At 63.7% G+C, this 15,875-nt stretch carries 15 protein-coding genes; 4 read left to right on the top strand and 11 right to left on the bottom strand.

The features are described from left to right. The 5 genes from ACVWY6_RS17130 to ACVWY6_RS17110 all read right to left on the bottom strand — a co-directional run bounded on the left by ACVWY6_RS17130 (position 1) and on the right by ACVWY6_RS17110 (position 4,521). Positions 1 to 1,002, bottom strand: coding sequence for a FecCD family ABC transporter permease (locus ACVWY6_RS17130; protein ID WP_457540190.1), 1,002 nt, complete (start codon positions 1,000 to 1,002; stop codon positions 1 to 3). Between the two features lie 88 nt (positions 1,003 to 1,090). Beyond that, positions 1,091 to 2,113, bottom strand: a complete 1,023-nt coding sequence (locus ACVWY6_RS17125) for an iron-siderophore ABC transporter substrate-binding protein (RefSeq protein WP_062795623.1) — start codon at positions 2,111 to 2,113, stop codon at positions 1,091 to 1,093. A 490-nt stretch (positions 2,114 to 2,603) separates the two neighbouring features. Beyond that, a complete protein-coding gene (locus ACVWY6_RS17120) occupies positions 2,604 to 3,140 on the bottom strand; it encodes a hypothetical protein (protein WP_457539630.1) in 537 nt (178 codons plus the stop codon). Positions 3,141 to 3,248: 108 nt separating this feature from the next. Beyond that, a complete protein-coding gene (locus ACVWY6_RS17115) occupies positions 3,249 to 3,845 on the bottom strand; it encodes a hypothetical protein (protein WP_457539628.1) in 597 nt (198 codons plus the stop codon). Between the two features lie 277 nt (positions 3,846 to 4,122). Further along, positions 4,123 to 4,521: a hypothetical protein gene (locus ACVWY6_RS17110; protein WP_457539626.1), complete on the bottom strand. Its 399-nt coding sequence runs from the start codon at positions 4,519 to 4,521 to the stop codon at positions 4,123 to 4,125. Between the two features lie 372 nt (positions 4,522 to 4,893). Between ACVWY6_RS17110 and ACVWY6_RS17105 the strand changes: the two genes are divergently transcribed. The 3 genes from ACVWY6_RS17105 (at position 4,894) to ACVWY6_RS17095 (ending at position 6,287) form a co-directional block, all read left to right on the top strand. Continuing rightward, a complete protein-coding gene (locus tag ACVWY6_RS17105; protein WP_457539624.1) occupies positions 4,894 to 5,352 on the top strand; it encodes a MarR family winged helix-turn-helix transcriptional regulator in 459 nt (152 codons plus the stop codon). A gap of 252 nt (positions 5,353 to 5,604) precedes the next feature. After that, positions 5,605 to 6,009, top strand: a complete 405-nt coding sequence (locus ACVWY6_RS17100; protein ID WP_030167394.1) for a VOC family protein — start codon at positions 5,605 to 5,607, stop codon at positions 6,007 to 6,009. Then, positions 6,006 to 6,287 (top strand): winged helix-turn-helix transcriptional regulator, encoded by a 282-nt coding sequence (locus tag ACVWY6_RS17095; RefSeq protein ID WP_457539622.1) that lies wholly within the window; start codon positions 6,006 to 6,008, stop codon positions 6,285 to 6,287. Before ACVWY6_RS17100 ends, ACVWY6_RS17095 begins: the two co-directional genes overlap by 4 nt. Positions 6,288 to 6,436: 149 nt before the next feature. On the opposite strand, the gene ACVWY6_RS17090 is transcribed toward ACVWY6_RS17095, so the two are convergent. Then, on the bottom strand, positions 6,437 to 7,039 hold the full coding sequence (locus ACVWY6_RS17090; RefSeq protein WP_457539621.1) for an acyl-CoA-like ligand-binding transcription factor: 603 nt from the start codon (positions 7,037 to 7,039) through the stop codon (positions 6,437 to 6,439). 167 nt (positions 7,040 to 7,206) lie between these two features. On the opposite strand from ACVWY6_RS17090, the gene ACVWY6_RS17085 reads away from it, so the two are divergent. Then, a complete protein-coding gene (locus tag ACVWY6_RS17085; RefSeq protein ID WP_457539619.1) occupies positions 7,207 to 7,953 on the top strand; it encodes a glucose 1-dehydrogenase in 747 nt (248 codons plus the stop codon). 124 nt (positions 7,954 to 8,077) lie between these two features. On the opposite strand, the gene ACVWY6_RS17080 is transcribed toward ACVWY6_RS17085, so the two are convergent. Genes ACVWY6_RS17080 through ACVWY6_RS17060 form a run of 5 tightly spaced genes read right to left on the bottom strand, consistent with a single transcriptional unit; the run spans position 8,078 to position 15,803 of the window. Next, a complete protein-coding gene (locus ACVWY6_RS17080; protein ID WP_457539617.1) occupies positions 8,078 to 8,917 on the bottom strand; it encodes a helix-turn-helix domain-containing protein in 840 nt (279 codons plus the stop codon). Positions 8,918 to 8,975: 58 nt separating this feature from the next. Beyond that, positions 8,976 to 10,058 carry a winged helix DNA-binding domain-containing protein gene (locus ACVWY6_RS17075; protein WP_457539616.1) on the bottom strand — a complete coding sequence of 361 codons (1,083 nt, stop codon included), beginning with the start codon at positions 10,056 to 10,058 and terminating at the stop codon, positions 8,976 to 8,978. Next, on the bottom strand, positions 10,055 to 13,513 hold the full coding sequence (locus ACVWY6_RS17070) for an ATP-binding protein (protein WP_457539614.1): 3,459 nt from the start codon (positions 13,511 to 13,513) through the stop codon (positions 10,055 to 10,057). Before ACVWY6_RS17070 ends, ACVWY6_RS17075 begins: the two co-directional genes overlap by 4 nt. Continuing rightward, positions 13,510 to 14,280: a DUF4194 domain-containing protein gene (locus tag ACVWY6_RS17065; RefSeq protein WP_457539613.1), complete on the bottom strand. Its 771-nt coding sequence runs from the start codon at positions 14,278 to 14,280 to the stop codon at positions 13,510 to 13,512. The genes ACVWY6_RS17070 and ACVWY6_RS17065 overlap by 4 nt, the downstream gene beginning before the upstream one ends. Then, positions 14,277 to 15,803, bottom strand: coding sequence for a DUF3375 family protein (locus ACVWY6_RS17060; RefSeq protein ID WP_457539612.1), 1,527 nt, complete (start codon positions 15,801 to 15,803; stop codon positions 14,277 to 14,279). Before ACVWY6_RS17060 ends, ACVWY6_RS17065 begins: the two co-directional genes overlap by 4 nt. Positions 15,804 to 15,875 lie beyond the last annotated feature (72 nt).

Below are 15,875 nucleotides of genomic sequence, written 5' to 3'. Positions count from 1 at the left end.
TCACAATGTGCCCACCTTCTGGCGTCGCACGATGTAGATGAAGAACGGTGCCCCGATCAGGGACGTCAGGATCGCCACGTCGATTTCCGCGGGGCGGGCGATGATTCGGCCGAGCACATCGGCGCCGGTCAACAGCGCGGCGCCGGTGATCGCCGAGAACGGCAGCAGCCAGCGGTGGTCCACACCGACGATCAGCCGGCACGCGTGGGGAACCAGCAGTCCGACGAAGGCTATCGGACCGGTCACGGCAGTCGAAGCGCCACAGAGGATGACCGCGCCCAGTGCCGCACCGCCGCGGACCATTGCAACTCGCTCACCGAGCCCGGCGGCCAGATCGTCTCCCAACGCCAACGAGTTGAGACCACGCGCCGACAACAAGCAGATCAAGAAACCGACGGCGAGGAACGGCAGCACACGTTCGATGCTGTCGAATGTGCCGCCGCCGACACCGCCCACCCGCCATGACTGCACCACATCGGCAGTGTCGTTGCGGCCCAGCACAAGTGCGGTGACCAGAGAGAGTAGAGCCGCAGATGTCGCGGCGCCCGCCAACGCGAGCTTGAGCGGGGTGGTCCCGCCGCGCCCGAGTGATCCCACGGTGTAGACGAAGATTGCAGCGAGAGCAGCACCAACGATGGCCACCCAGATGAAGCTGGTCGACGACGTGAGCCCGAAGTAGGAAAGACCGATGACCACGGCCAGCGAGGCCCCCATGTTGACGCCCAGAATGCCCGGGTCTGCGATGGGATTTCTGGTCACTCCCTGCATGACCGCGCCCGAGACGCCGAGGGCGCCACCGACGATCATCGCCAACAGCGTTCTCGGAATGCGCTTTTCGACAGCAGCCTGCTCGATACTCCCGTCGGTGCCATCCAGCGCGCCCATCACATCAGCCCAGCCGACAAACCGTGAACCCACCTTGACCGACAGGATGGCCAACACCACGAGCACTGCGACCGCGATCAGCAGCCACAGTGCTCGAACCCTTCTCGGGCGCCGCACTGCGGCGGCGCCCGAGAGGGCTGGGGAGGGTTCAGCCTTGCGCAGTCGGCTAGGTGTCGCCTGCTTGTCCGTCGTCACGACTTGAGGGTCACTGAACCTTGTCTGAAGCCTGCGCGAGCATCGACAGGTAGTCGTCGAGGACCCATGAGATCGACAGCGGCGTCGGGTTGGCGGCAGTGCCAAGAGGGTCGCTGCTCGGCAAGGTGACGATCGCGTCGGAGGCGACAGCCGGCATCTTCGACAGCAGCGGGTCGGCCTTGAGCGCGTTGACGAGATCGGCGCCGCCATAGGTGACGATGACGTCCACGTCGTTCAGCGCGTCCACCTGTTCGGCGCTCTGCGACAGCGAGAACTTCTCGGTGCCGGCCGACGCGGTCGCGATGCTCGGCGGGGTCGCCATTCCGAGGTCTTCGAAGAACGCGGCGCGGGTGTCATGCGTTGTGTAGAAGCTGACCTCGCTTAGGTCGGTAGTGTCGACGTGGGTGAGGAACATGACGTTCTTGCCGGCGATCTGGGGATGCTCGGCAGCTGCGTCGGCGATCTCCTTCTCGAGCTGGGAGACGAGTTCTTTGCCCTCGTTCTCCTTGCCGATCGCCTTGCTGTTCAGCTCGATGGTCTCGCGCCACGGTGTGCCCCAGGCGGTCACCGGGTAAGCGACCACGGGAGCGATCTCACTGAGGGTGTTGTAGTCCTCCTGCGTCAGACCCGAGTAGCCGGCGAGGATGACGTCGGGCTGCGTGTTCGCGACAGCTTCGAAGTCGACGCCGTCGGTCTCGTCGAACAGCACCGGCGTGGGTGCCTTGAGTTCCTGGAGCTTCTCCTCCACCCACGGGAGCACGCCATCGCCGTCGTCGTCACCGAAGTTGGCCGCCGCCATACCGACCGGCACCACTCCGAGCGCCAAGGGCACCTCGTGGTTGGCCCAGTTCACCGTCGCGACGCGCTCGGGCTTCTCGTCGATCGTCGTGGTCCCGAGTGCGTGTTGGATGGTGATCGGCGTCCAGTCGCCGTCCCCCGACCCGTTGTCGTCGGACGACGACGAGCACGCTGCGAGCCCGGTGGCCAGAAGCGCGGCCGCAGTCAATGCAACCAATCGTGATGCGCGAGGCATGGTTCCCTTTCGATCGTGATACCCCATTCCACCGACCGCGGCGGCGCCGAGGATCGGTCACCGAACGTCCGCGCGTGTTCATCTGTGGACAGCAGCGGGGCCTGATCGGAGAGCGGATTAGGTTTGCCTAAGTAACGTTAGGGTCAGCTGTGCAGGTTTGCAATCGAGCAAATGTGACACCAAATGTCGCGAAACGGACACTCGTCTCCGTCGATGAGGATGGGATCGGTACCGAGCCGCTCGGCGATGCATGGTCTGGGGACAACGAAAACGGGCAGGTCGTCGAGGTGTTGCGATTCCATCTGTGATGAGTGCTGCGGTGTTCGATTGCGAGCTACGGAACTCTTACACGAGAAAGTGCCGCTCGGTGGCCGCAACCAGCGGCCACCGCCATCTGCTCACCGCCGCACTGTGGTCGACGAACGGGGGACATCAGTTCGACGTTTCCGTAGCGGTCGTCGAAATCTCTCATCCCAATCCATATGCTGCGCTACTGCCGTCGGCGTACGTATTGGGCGGGGACTCCGGCATCCGGGTCAACAGTAACGATGTCCAAGTCACGTTGTGCAAGTATCCGATTGACCGTAGAGGTGTTGGCTCCAATACCGGCCCAATGCTGGTCAACATCCGATGCGATGCACCAAGCGTGGTCGGCCGGCCACACAAATGCCGCTGGGTTGTGACCGCTTTCGCGCACACCCCATTGCCCAAAGTCGGACAGAGGACCGTGGAGTAGGTAGTAGGTCCGATTGGGTATCTGCATCCGGGCGCTCCGACGCATGAGGTCGGAGGCGTTGGGCCAGCCGGCCCAGATCGCGAAGTAGCAGTCGTCTGGCGTGCCGGTAGCTGAGCGTAGAAGTTGGCAAAGTCTGCCGACTTTGGCCTGGTCATCCGAGGGCCCATCATCAGGTTCGTCGTCCGCGTCATCGTGGTCGGACGGATCAGGCATGAAACGCAGACGCGCATACGCGTCGAACTTCGTCGGCCCGAACACCGCGAGTTCGTACCACTCGACGTCGGAGTTCACGATCCAGTCAGTTGGCCTCGGAGTCGCGCACGGGTTCAGCACCACAAATCCATGACATCACAGCACACCTGACAAGCGGCCACCACGCCTAGTCGCTGGCCTGGCCGATTAGCTCGTTGTGTCGAGGTCGAGGAGTAGTAGCTCTTGCCGCAATTGGCCGACCTCGCGATCGTGGGGTCGGTAGGTGTGTAGTTGGCGCGGGGGTTGGGCGAGTTCGTAGAACCATTCGGTGCCCGCGATGGGCTGGAGGTTCGTGTATTGCCGGCTGGGGTCGGGAATGTCGATGTTTATCGAGGGCCGGTGGTCGAAGACGACGGAGACAAGCTGCATTCGTGTCACGGTCGCCGCGGTCACTGGGCGAGGTGGCAGTCCACGGCGATCTGGGTCATCCTCGCCGACCCGGCCAGTGATGTGCACAGCACCAGACAGGGTGATGTTATCGGGCACCGAACCGTAGACGCGGCAGTCGATCTGCACCTCGCCAGACGTTGCGACCGCCGCCAGTAGCGGTTGCTTCTGGCCGGTTATTGAGTTGATTGTTTGATCATGTCGGATCTGCAGCGCGGCGTTGAGGCGCCATTCTGGGCGCAGGCCGGCCCAAAGGTCAGCAGACTTTGAGTTCCAGGAAAGGTGCCATTCGCTGTGTTCGCCGAGCTGAGGCAGTCTCTGCTCACGCCTGTAATTGAAGATCGCAGGAAGAAGCATCGTCGTCCAGTATGTAGCAAGACGAATGGCCCGACCAGCACTATGCCGCGGATGCCGGCCCAATGTAAGTCGGTATCGATGTAAGTCGGTATCGCGAACTACGTTCCCGCCCTCGCGCCAGGAATGCCGGGCACAGTCAGCGACATCGCAGTAAACCACTGACCCACTATTGCTTTCGCGGCTTCGTCAAAGGACGACCCCTCCGGCAGGATGCATCTTTCGGGTCGGGCGCATCGTCCGCGCTGCGGCGAACGTGATCTAGCCACAACGGGTTGGGCTAGCTCCGTGAAGGCTCGATGACTGCAGGGCGATAATCGGTTCGGCCTTTTCGTGACCCATGCAGTATGAGGACGCAGGCCCAGATCGCCTCCGCATCCTCATCCTCATCCAGCGGTGGGGTTTTCAGTCCGTTGAAGACGTCCATCACCACTGCGGGGTTTGGACGATAGGACAAGCCCATCGCCTCTGCGAGGTACCAGGTGTCGACGACTGTGTCACTGATGAGCGTCGCGCAGATCGCGCCGAGGTCTACCTGTACTCCGTTGATGCGCGAGCCCGCAGCGGAAGTCTCCAAAGCCGCCAACGCGATCTCGATCGCCCGAGCCGTTTGGCGATATCGCGTGTCGAAGCCGCCCCCGTACAGATTCACCACACTGGCTAACGCGGATCGGTCCACCAGTCGCGTAGGCGATTGTCGCGAGGATTCGGGTGCAATTGCTGCGGCCGCGCGAATGTTCCGGTTCAGGAGGTCTACGTACAGGTCGCCGATGTCGCAGCCTGCTAGGTGTGTGGGACTCCGAAGATCGCCTTGCGTTACCTCTGACAGGTACCCCGCGAGGTCTTCGGTGACTGAATGCAAAGTGGAAACCTCCACAGCGGTGTCCTTCCGGTTAGACCAGTTCGTGATGTTCACAAGCGCCGAGGCATTCTGAATGCGCAGGAACTGGCTGAGCGTGACTAGATTCGAGGCAAGAGAGCGCGTGTCGATCGTCTACCACGGTAGAGCATTAATCGTCTACCACGGTAGACGATAGGCGGGAGGTTGTCCATGGCTGGTGCAGTCGATCCGTCTCGCGGCCAGCAAGATCTGGGCGCACTGATGGCTCGAATCCTGCCGCGGCTGGCAGCCATGGAAGAGCCCGTCTTGCGTGCCGCGGGGCTTTCCATGTGGGAGTACGCAATTCTGACCGAGGTCGCCACGAGTATCGCCGTGTCGCAGAGAGAGCTGTCGCTTCGAACCCGCCGAGATCCCACACGGTTGGGGCGCCATATAGACGAGTTGGTCTCGCGGGGACTTGTGACCCGGGAACGGTCACGAGACCAGCGGCAACGTGCCGTCGGCATAACGCCGACCGGACAGAAACTGCTCCAGCGCGTGCAGATGGAAATCAGTGCGGTGGAGAATGAGCTCCTCGCCTCCGCCATGTCGTCCACCGACGCTGCACACTTTCGCCACCTACTCGCTCAGCTGGCCGCCGCGTGTGAAGAGCCGCGCCCGGCTTCGTAGGGCGGTCGCCAGACGCTGACGGGTGGGCGGGGTTGTCAGAGCCCGGACGGGCAGTCTCCGCCCTAGCCGAGAGCGTTCTGTGCCCCCGACTCCAATCGGCCCCACAGGCAGGGCCGCGGTACCCAACGTGACTTGGTTTGTGCTGCAACGAGTCCCACTCAGCCAAACATAGGCGTTCAACCAAGACCGCTCAGCCCGGTCGCATGGTCACGACCCTTGACGACGCACTTGCATTTTGCAAGTATGGTCCTCATGAGCCTCTTCATCACCTGCCCCGTCGAAAACGTCGAGCGCACGACCGCCTTCTACACAGCCCTCGGATGGACCCTCAACGCCGAAATGTCCGACCACAACGTGTCGTGCTTCGCGATTGCTCCCGAGCAGTACGTCATGCTCGGCAGCCGCGAGATGTACGCGAGCGTCGGCGGCGTCGAAGAGCTGATTGGCGGACCCCAGACCCCCTCGAAAGTCACGGTTTCGTTCGACCTCGACAGCCGCCAAGCGGTCGACGACCTCGTCGAGCGCGCCGCCGCGGCCGGCGGGCGAATCGGTGACACCGACGACTACCCCTTCATGTACCAGCGCCAGTTCGACGATCTCGACGGTTACCACTACTCGCCGTTCTGGATGAAGCCGGACGCCGACCCCGCCACATGAGTGACCTCGCCGCTGCCCTCGACATCGTCGGAGCACGGTGGGCCCTGCTCATCGTGGAGCGGCTGCTCGACGGGCCACAGCGGTACGGCGATCTGCAGCGCGACCTCGGCGTCCCGACGAACATGCTCGCCACCCGCCTACGCGAGCTCGAAGCCGCCGGCGTACTGATCCGTCTTCCCCTGCGGCACAACACCCGGGCCTACGCACTGACCGATCGCGGGCTTGCGTTGCGCGACGCAATCGTCGCGTTGGGACGCTGGGGCAAGAATGACGCCTGACACACCTCTGACACGGTCCGGGCCCGAGAATGGGCGACAACGACCGACGGTACCTCAAATCCGTTTTCGACTAGACTAGATAGGCTGCGGCGCAACATGTTTCGTTACGAGAGACAACCGGTCCGGGGCGGTACGAACAGGCTGGCGTGTCAGTCGACCAACCCATTCAAATGTGAGAGGACGTGAGCAAGGTGCGTATCCAAACGCGCGAGGAGGTCCGTGCGCGCGTTGTCTCGGTTCTGCCAGTGGCGAAGCTCCGCGACAAAGACGGCATGACATGCCGCGCCGACCACCATCGGGACATAATCGCCCACACCCTTGCCGGTCCGAGTGGCCACAAAAGAGACGATTGGCAGCTTCCAGGCCTCCCAATGAGCGTGCGCGCCGGCGTGTAGATCCGCAGTGGTATCCAGGAGCCGAAAGCGTTCCAGCCACACGTCGCTGCTGAACACCGCTTCACGTGTCGACTCGAGGACGGCGGTACGCACGGAGTCGAGCACATCGTCTGAGTCCGACTCCGCCAGAGTTCGATTCAGCCGTTCGATCGTCGCATCGAACTCCAGCCAGATCACACCCGATTTGGACCCGAAGTAGCGAAAGAACGTGGTACGTCCGATGCCCGCAGCTGCGACGATGTCCTCAACGCTCACCTCCTCGTAGCCGCGCTGCAGCATCAATGCGACAGCCACTTGCTCCACGTAAGCCTTCGACGCCGCCGGCGGGCGCCCCGGCTGGCGTCGTTGAGTCTCCATGACCCCAACCTATGCGGGCACAGCCTGATCACTCGACTCCGACGCCCGTGGCGGCGTATTGTGGTACCGAGTACCAATACTGTGAATACGTACCGGAGCGTCTCAACAGAACGCCGCCGGGACCGACACCGCGCTCGCGGTGATCTGAGCATCGAAGGAGTTTCGAAATGGGAAAGTTGGACGGCAAAGTCGCCATCATCACCGGAGCGGCACAAGGCATGGGAGCAGCGCATGTGCGGCGGTTCGTCGCAGAGGGCGCCAAGGTTGTGTTCACCGACGTCAACGATGACGGTGGGAACAAACTCGCCGCGGAACTCGGCGACAGCGCACACTTCATCAAGCATGACGTCACCTCACTGGATCAGTGGCGTGCAGTCGTCACCGAGACCGAGAACACTTTCGGCCCGGTGAACATTCTGGTGAACAATGCCGGAATCCTCGGACCTATCGAAGACGTCGTCGAGATCGACCCCGACGCCTACTTGAAAGTTGTTGCGGTGAACCAACACTCACAGGTATGGGGCATGAAGACCGTGATCCCGTCGATGCGCAAAGCCGGCGGCGGCGCCATTGTCAACATCTCTTCAACCGCCGGCATGGTTTCCATTGTCGGTGCTCCCAACCTTGGCTACGTGGGCAGTAAGTTCGCCTCGCGAGGCATGACCAAACAGGTTGCCGTCCAATTCGGGCCTGAACAGATCCGGGTCAACTCAGTGCACCCGGGCTACATCAAAACACCGATGATGGAAGCTGCCACCGACGCCGACGGCGGCGGTATCTCGGCAACCGTCCCGCTTCGCCGGATGGCCGAACCTGACGAGGTCTCCAGTCTTGTGCTGTTCCTCGCTTCCGACGACTCCTCGTACATCAGTGGAATGGAGCATGTCATCGACGGCGGACTGACCGCCTCCTGATCATCAGTCGCAGTAGGGGTCGTTACCTGGTCGGCCGCGCGCACGACTCCTCACGCGGGATGCCCCCGGTGTAGCCGGAACAATCTCCGGTCCGGCTACCGGGGCGAGCTGATGTGAGCCGCTGTCAGTGGGCGCGGAATCGCCCTGGGCTCATTCCGGTGACCCGCCGGAAGGCTGTGCCGAATGCACTCGTCGACCGGTAGCCGACGCAATAGGCGACCTCGTCGATCGCCTCGCCCCGGGCCAGTAACTCGATGGCGTGCTGGGCTCGCGCCGTCGCGATCCATCGGCTGAACCCGACACCGGTTTCGGCGTGGAAGACCCTGGTGATGGTGCGGGTGCTGACACCGAGTCGAACCGCCCACTGCGCCAACGTGGTCGAATCGCTGGGGTCCGCCCGAATCGCCGCGACGATCGGCGCCAGCAGCGCCGCCGTCGGCACTCGCAGCGACACCTCGTGCCTCGCGGGGGCCAGCACGTCGAGCACCATCGCCTCTGTCGCCGTCCGCGAGGCGGGGTCCAGCCCGTCAACCGTCAGCCGATCGAGCAACAACAACAGCAACGTGGACATCTCCACCGCCACCGGCTCGGGCGAGATCGACGGAGCCGCACTGAAACTGAACTGCGCGGCCCGCAAGGTGATGCCCTCCGGTGTCCATCCCGAATGTCGTACGCCCGCCGGCACCCACAGACCCACAGACGGCGTGATCGCCCAGATCCGCGATCCGATGGTGGCCGTCGACGCTCCCCGCTCTGTCCAGAGCAGCTCATGCGTGGGATGGGAGTGCTCCTCCCAGAAAGTGTTACGCGCCATCACCTCGTAGTTGCCCGCGATCACAAACGGGACGTCGATGGCACCAGCCTCGTAAACCGGGAGCATTCGTTTGTCGACCGCTTCCGCAACCGGGGCGTCGGGGCGTCGACGTGCCTTCGCCGTACCGGGCGGCAGATCCTGGATGGTCATGACAGCCGGGGCAGGTGTGGGTCGGAGCCCTGAAGAATGCGGGTTCGCTGTGTGGCGTTCATGAGTTGCAGAACTCGATCAACTGATCGCGCTCGCGATCGACTGCGCGGCGATCCGCTGCGGACACCTTCAGCAGGTACTCGACCTCGACCGTGATCTTCTTGCCGTCCTTGCGGGGATTCCAGATACCCGCCACCCGACCGTCGACGAGAACGAACCCGGGGGAACGGCCGTTGGGGGTCGTCGTCTGTTTGAACACCTCGTCGTCGATCACCCGTCGCCGATCGGCGCCCTGGGCCAGCACGATGTTGTCGAAGGGCGCAACCAGACGGGCGGGGGCGTCGACCCCCTCGTCGGCCGGCGCCAGTCCTTCGATGTCGAAGAGTTCCTCACCGTCAGGACCTTGCAGCTTTGCAAGCTCCCAGTCCGCTTCCATCGCCTCGACGATCGGGCGCAAACCGGTTATACCCGACCAGCTCTGGATGCCGTTGATCGATGCCGGCCCGAACCCACGCAGGTAGAGCCTGACCAGATCAGCGATGGCTTCGTCGCCGGTCACTGCAGGTTCGCCCGCCCCGCACCAGTCGTCAAACAGTTGATAGGTCGTCGTCGCAGAACCTCGCCACGTACCCCGCGGAGGCACCTGAACCAATGACTCCAGGCAGCGCACCACTGTCACCAGCGACGATGCGTCTGCTGCCGGCCAGCGCTCCGACAACGCCGTCTTGAGGTCTTTGACGGTCATTTGATTGCCGCGCAACAATTCTCGTCCGTAGTCCACCACCTGAGCGGGATCGGCATCGCCGATCAGCTTGTAGTGGTTCGACCGCAACACCTTGTCCATCAGAGGCTGGGTGAGCGGCCGGATCCATCGCGCATCCTCACTGTCGATGAGGAATACGGTGCTGCGCAGCAGAGCAATTCGCACCACCTCGCGTTCTTCGATCAGCTGATCGAGGTCGGTAGGATCGAAGTCCGCGATTCGTGACCAGAGGCCGTAAAACGCGGACTTCGGGTCCTGCGACTGAAGACCGACGCAACGGTCGAGTACCTCGAGAACGTCTTCGTCAACTCTTTCGAGTAGATGCTGGCGCTGCAGGAGCGTGCGGCTCCATTGCCGCATCGACAACGTCGTGCTCATGATTCGCGTCGGCCCGACGACGCCCGCGCCTTCGCCAATTCTCCGAACGTGGCCGCGCGTGCATCCGATCGGGCACCCGTGTCGCCGATTTGCTTGTCCACCAGGATGACCTGGCCGATGAACGGCTCCACGATGCCCACCATACGAATCGGAGCGGCGATGATCAGCTGGAACCCGAACTGTTCAAATGCGCGGAGTGACTGCGAACTGAAGGTCTCGTCGGACTTGCTGAACGCCTCGTCGAGCATGAGTGGCGCAAACCCCGGACGATGGTCCTCGCCGTGACTCAGCGAAAAGCTCAGGGCCGCAGCCAGACAGAACGCCACCAGCTTCTCCTGCTCGCCGCCGGAGTTGGATGCGGTGTTGCGGTAGGTGTGCACGGGCGGATCGTCCGGTGCGGCATCAAAACTCAGCTCTTTGCCATAGAAGGTGTAGCTGTTGCGGACGTCGAGCACGTTGTCGCACCAGCGGCGGTTCTCCGCGTCGGTGCCGGTGAGCCGGGCCACGAGCCCCCGGATGCGATAGAACTGCCGCGCCAAGACCGCGCCGTCACCCGACTTCGCCGCCGGCGCGTCGCGGATCATCGCGTCGACGATCTTGCCGAACTCCCGCGACTCGTCAGTCGGGTTGTGCAGCTGCGCGATCTGCAGATAGGTGCCCTCGTTGAAGTCGACCCTGCGCAAGCCGATGTTGACCTCGGCAATGCCCTGTGTGATGCGCTTGTTGGTGTCGCCGATCTCCTTGTACAAGTTGGAGACCGAGTGACTGATGTCGGTGGTGATCAGTTGCCGGAAGCGTTGCTGTGTCGACGCCAGACCGTGCTCGACCAGGCTCTGGTGAATCGACACAAGATCGGACGCGTACTCCACCGTGGCACTCAAGTTCGATGCGGCCTCCGGCCATTCCCGCAGGAAGGCCTCGGCGGCGCGCACGATTCGGTTCTCGGCACCGTCACGTTCGGCATTGGCCTTACCCACAACGGCTTCGAGCGAGTTGCGCAGATCAGACCGCACCTCGCCGTAGTTGTCCAAGGTCAGTGTCTTGCCGCCGTCGGCGAGCGTCTCGGCGAGCACCTCGGCGAGATACTCCCGGTCGGAATCGTCGAGTTTGGTGCCCTCGTTCTTGACCTGCTCGAACTCGGCGAACCATCGGTCCCAGTCCGAGCCGATGTGTCCTAGTTGATCGCCCAGCGCACCCACCCGAGCGACGGCCTCTCGCCAGTCCGCCCGGGCAATCTCCACCTGCTCCTCGAGTTCGGCGAGATCCACCCGGTTTTCGCGAACGCGATCGATGCGTGCGTTGAGTTCGTCGGCATCGCGCCGCGAAGACCACCAGTTCAGCTCCGCCCACGACGCATAACCGGTCAGGGCATCGGCGTTCTTCGCGCGTTCGCGGTTCTGCTCCAACAGGTCCCGTTTGTCCTGAGCCGCCTGCCGCGCCTGCTGATACCGGAGTTCGAGCTCAGCCTTGAGCTCCTCGAGAGCAGAGCGCTTGCCGTCGGTGTTGGAGCCGAGGATCCACTGTGTGCGGTCGGACACCGAACGCCGGTCGTCCTTGCGGAAACGGTCGCGGCCCGACTTCACCAGTCCCTGCGGGGTGACCGCGAGTGTGTGCTCGTCGAGCTGGGACGGCAGATCAACGCAGATGTGTTCAGCGCTGTGGGCGACAACTGTGGTCAGCCACGCTCCGGCGGGGTGTTTCCGGTCGACGATCAGTTTCTCGGCGAGCGAACCGCGAACCGGGTCGGCAGCAACCGCTGAGTCCTCCTGGTAGACGCGGTATTCGAGCACCCCGCCGATGTTGGTCCGGTTGACGAACTCGCCGATGGTGGTGCGGTGCCGAGCCGGCACCAGCATGGTCATGCCCAGTCCGCGCAGCACTCTCTCCGCGGCCCCGGCCCAGCGATCCTTGGCGGCGGGGTCGACGTCGATGAGTTCGGCGGCGAACGGCAATTCGGCGGGCGCGACCCCGGTGGCCTGCGCGATGCCGTCGCGTTGTGCCAGCACTTCGCGCGGCAGCAGCGACCGGCGGGTGTTCAAGCTCGCCAGCTCTTCCACAACCGCCTCGAACTCGCGCCTGGCATCGGTCTCGGCGGCGAAGAAGCTGTGTGCCGTGGTGGCCAACCTGTCGGCGGCTTCTCTTGCAGCCCTGGCGATCTCCGGGGCACGCATCCGCAGGGCGGCGAACTCGTCCTGGGTTTCGGGGGTCTGCTCCCCCAGGCCGCCCACCAACGTCGCATACCGTTCGTAGGCGCGGTTCCGGGCCGTCACCTGCGCCTCGAAGGATTTGAGCTCCGACTCCAGAGTGGTCAGTTCGCCCTTCTCGGCGGTCAATTGGTCGCGCAGCGAGCTGTGGCGCTCCTCGCGTTCGTCCGCGAGGTTCTCCCAGTTGGCCACCTCGTTGTCCAACCTCATCCGGTCGGCGTCGATCTGATCCAGACGTTGTTGCAGGAGCGTCAGCCGATGCTCACGCATGAAGGCCCTCATCGGCGGACCCAACAGCGTGCCCGCGCGTGTGGTGGATTCTTCAGCGCTGCAGTATGTTTCCCACGCCGCCGGGATCGGCCGGAGGACCTGCTCCTGCGCGTTGGCGCGGGCCGCGGCCTGATACGCCTCGTCGAGTTGAGTGAAGTTCTCCACCAGCCGTTCGGCTTTGGCGTAGGTGTCGGGTCGATCGAGCATGTACGTCCGGATGAACAGGTTGAGGTCACCGACGTTCTTCATGGCCTTCGCCTTGCCCATCAAAGACAGGGCTGCCGACGACTGGCCGATTCCCACACGTCGCCTCAGCGCCTCCTGGTAGGCGCTCTGCACATCGAAACACTCCACGGTCGGGTTGGCCGACCGGTACCGGCGGATGTCGAATCCGTTCTGCGCCCAAGTGTTCAGGCCAAGCAGGTCGAAATGCCCGTCATGCAGCTGGTACCACGACCGCAGTGAACTGCCGTCGGTGCCCGACCCCGGGAACCACTTGATCGCCACCGCGGTGGTGGCAGACCCTGCGCCGTTGTCGTAGGTCGCCGCGATCGCCGACCAGGTGGCACCATCGGCCCGCAGGTACTGCACCTGCGATTGGTTGTACCGGTCGTCGTTCTCCGCCCACGCGCCGCGCACGTAGTCGGCCATCGACCGAGCCGCCTTCTTCGCACCCTTCGCGGACAGATCGGCCGACGCGTTGAACACCTGATCGTAGGTGGGCAGCAGCACCACCGAATGACCGTCCATCATCGATGACTTGCCCGACCCGGACGGCCCGGTGAGCATCACGCCCCGCTCGTCGATCGGGTAGTCCTTGTACCCGTCAAACGTCCCCCAGTTGACCAGTTGCAGTCTGGTCAAACGGAATTGACCGATATTGAGGGTGCGCTTGCCCGCGGGGGCGGCCAGTGGCGATGGCGTATCGCGGTCAACCGGTCGAGATCCGCCGGCTGTGTCCACTTCCAGGATCTCTGTCATGACGTGCGCTCCTGGTCATCGAGTTCGGTGAGGTCGGTGCCCTCTTCGGTGTGCTCACCAGCAAGCCTGCGGTAGGCCTCTGTGTAGGCAGCCACCTGTTCGGGCCCGAGGAGCGAAGCGATCACCCCGTGCACCACAAACCGGTCCGTTCCCGGCAACGCTCGAATGATCTTTCGTGATTCGAGCTGATTGATGGCCGCATCGATCCGTTTGATGAAGCCCGCCTCGTCGGTGTCGGACACCGGCTTGTAGGTGAGCATGTGGTCGATGATCTCGCCCCGTTCGGTGACCACCGATTCATCGGCACTGGTCAAGTACTTCTGTCGCAGGAACAGCGCAAGGACCGACGCTGCCAGGGTGAGTGTCTGCGCGCGCAAGATGTTCCGCTGCCGCGGGTCGTTCTCAGACACCTGGCGGGTGAACGCGTACTTGTGCTCTCGGTTGATCTCGAGCTGAAGATTCAGCTCCGACAGGCGAGACCGAATGATCTCCTCGTGCACCTCGATGGTCTTCCAGTTACGAGACCGCGCCGATACGTGTGCGGCGGCGACCAACTCCTGCAGCGCGTAACAGACCGGCGCAGGCAGAGCCGAGGTGTCACCGTCGAATCGGGCTTCGATCCGCGCCTCACTGATCGTTCCGACCGGCTCTGATCCATCGAATGCGAAGTGTGACAAGTCGACCGATGGTTCAGTGATCGCTTCGGGTGAGTCGACGAACAGGTCGTCGCCCTCCTGGACCACGACATCGTCTTCTGGCGTGCTCACCGGGTCGCACCTCGGACAGGCTCGGCTGGTTCATCGAGCAAATGCATCACCTCGTGTGGCTGAGCGGTTATCGGATCGGGCAGCAAGTGTGTGAATCGGACTGCGGGCAAACGGATCTCGCGCATCCCGCGAGCGGTGTGAGCGAGCACGGTGACTTCGTCCCGCCCATGTTCTGCGGCGCCATGCCGCTGCGCCAGCGACCAGATGCCGATCACGTCACCGGTACGGGCCGTGGGCAACAACGCCAACACATCGTCGATCTCGGCGGGACCGTCGGCCACGGCCTCGTTCACCGCGTCGGTCAGTGCATGCCAGTCGATCGATTCGGCACCCACCAGGTCGGCAGGGTCGATGTTGATCTCGCCCACGGTGTCGGCAACCGTCTCAGGCGAATCCACGATCCCGTCGTGAAAGATCAACGCGCCGACCGAATTGGACACAGCGGCGCTCATCGGTACCGCGATGCCCAGGTCTTTGCCCGGCCCCGCGTGTACGAACGCAGCGGCGGCGGCGCGCTGCGCATCGGCGATCTGGCTGCGCAACGCGCGATAGTGCAGGAAGTCGCCGTCTTTGACGAAGGTGTTGATGCGCCGGTAGACCTGACCACGCACCTCGTCCACCGACTGCACCTCATCCCACATCCGGTCGATGAAACCGGTGAGTGTGTCGAGGATGTCGTGCGGGAGATTCGGGATGCCCTCGGCGATCTGCCGGATGCTCGACTCGAGGTCGTCGCGCAACCGGTGATCCGCGATCAGCGTGTAGAAGGTGTCGAAAGCCTTGCCCTCGTCGGAGTCCGCCAGCGCGTCATGGCCGTCGAACATCCGGTTGAGCACGTCGGCATGCGAGCCGTGCTCGGCATCGAGGCCACTGGTGAGCAGGGCGCGGGAGTTCTCACGCATCTTCTCGCCGTATCCGATGATGTCGGCGGGCATCCGTTCGGCCAGCGACGTGACCATCCGGATGTCGTCCAGCACCCGCCGCGAATCGACCGCAGGGATGGCGCCCGCTGCGAGTTCCTCCCGCCGTCTGGTGAGCTCGGCGATCTTCTGATCGATGTCGCGGATGTGCTCGCCGGGATCCGGGTTGATCGACACGGCGATGTTCGACAGCCGCGACATCACCAGCTCGAGCACGGTCTCGGTGGCCACCGTGCGGTTACGGCGTACGGCCTGAACCTGCGCGATGGCCTGCGTGGCACCGCGGGTGAGCTGGTACCGCTCTCGCTGCGAGTCGGCGTGCAAGGTGCGGGCGAGATAACCGGCCCGCACCCAGCGGTCCAACAGGTCATCGGCCGTGGGCAGTTCCCACCCTCGCTCGGTCCAGTGCACGGCCAAGTCCGCCAGGTCGCGGTCGATACCCTCCGCGAGATGGTCGCCGTCCACCTGACCGTCGGCCAGACGCGCAGCCATGATCGCGAGATAGGGCACCGCGTTCCGGGACCTCAGCAGTCGCAGGGTGACATCGCTGTCCGCGTTGTCCCCGTAGGCGGCGTAGAGCTGCGCCGCTGTCGGGCGTGCCATCGGACCACCTCACTTTTTCCTGCCATGGCGAGCTCACCCACCGACCTGCTGCCCGCAGCTCGGCGCTCACGA

This window comes from Williamsia sp. R60 (assembly GCF_054063855.1).
This window is presented reverse-complemented; position numbering and strand designations above follow the sequence as displayed.

Bases quoted from the DNA above. Each gene is read 5' to 3' on its own strand.
- ACVWY6_RS17060 (WP_457539612.1), bottom strand. From the start codon at position 15,803: ATGGCACGCCCGACAGCGGCGCAGCTCTACGCCGCCTACGGGGACAAC.
- ACVWY6_RS17125 (WP_062795623.1), bottom strand. From the start codon at position 2,113: ATGCCTCGCGCATCACGATTGGTTGCATTGACTGCGGCCGCGCTTCTG.
- ACVWY6_RS17090 (WP_457539621.1), bottom strand. From the start codon at position 7,039: ATGGAGACTCAACGACGCCAGCCGGGGCGCCCGCCGGCGGCGTCGAAG.
- ACVWY6_RS17100 (WP_030167394.1), top strand. From the start codon at position 5,605: ATGAGCCTCTTCATCACCTGCCCCGTCGAAAACGTCGAGCGCACGACC.
- ACVWY6_RS17095 (WP_457539622.1), top strand. From the start codon at position 6,006: ATGAGTGACCTCGCCGCTGCCCTCGACATCGTCGGAGCACGGTGGGCC.
- ACVWY6_RS17080 (WP_457539617.1), bottom strand. From the start codon at position 8,917: ATGACCATCCAGGATCTGCCGCCCGGTACGGCGAAGGCACGTCGACGC.
- ACVWY6_RS17075 (WP_457539616.1), bottom strand. From the start codon at position 10,058: ATGAGCACGACGTTGTCGATGCGGCAATGGAGCCGCACGCTCCTGCAG.
- ACVWY6_RS17105 (WP_457539624.1), top strand. From the start codon at position 4,894: ATGGCTGGTGCAGTCGATCCGTCTCGCGGCCAGCAAGATCTGGGCGCA.
- ACVWY6_RS17115 (WP_457539628.1), bottom strand. From the start codon at position 3,845: ATGCTTCTTCCTGCGATCTTCAATTACAGGCGTGAGCAGAGACTGCCT.
- ACVWY6_RS17085 (WP_457539619.1), top strand. From the start codon at position 7,207: ATGGGAAAGTTGGACGGCAAAGTCGCCATCATCACCGGAGCGGCACAA.
- ACVWY6_RS17070 (WP_457539614.1), bottom strand. From the start codon at position 13,513: ATGACAGAGATCCTGGAAGTGGACACAGCCGGCGGATCTCGACCGGTT.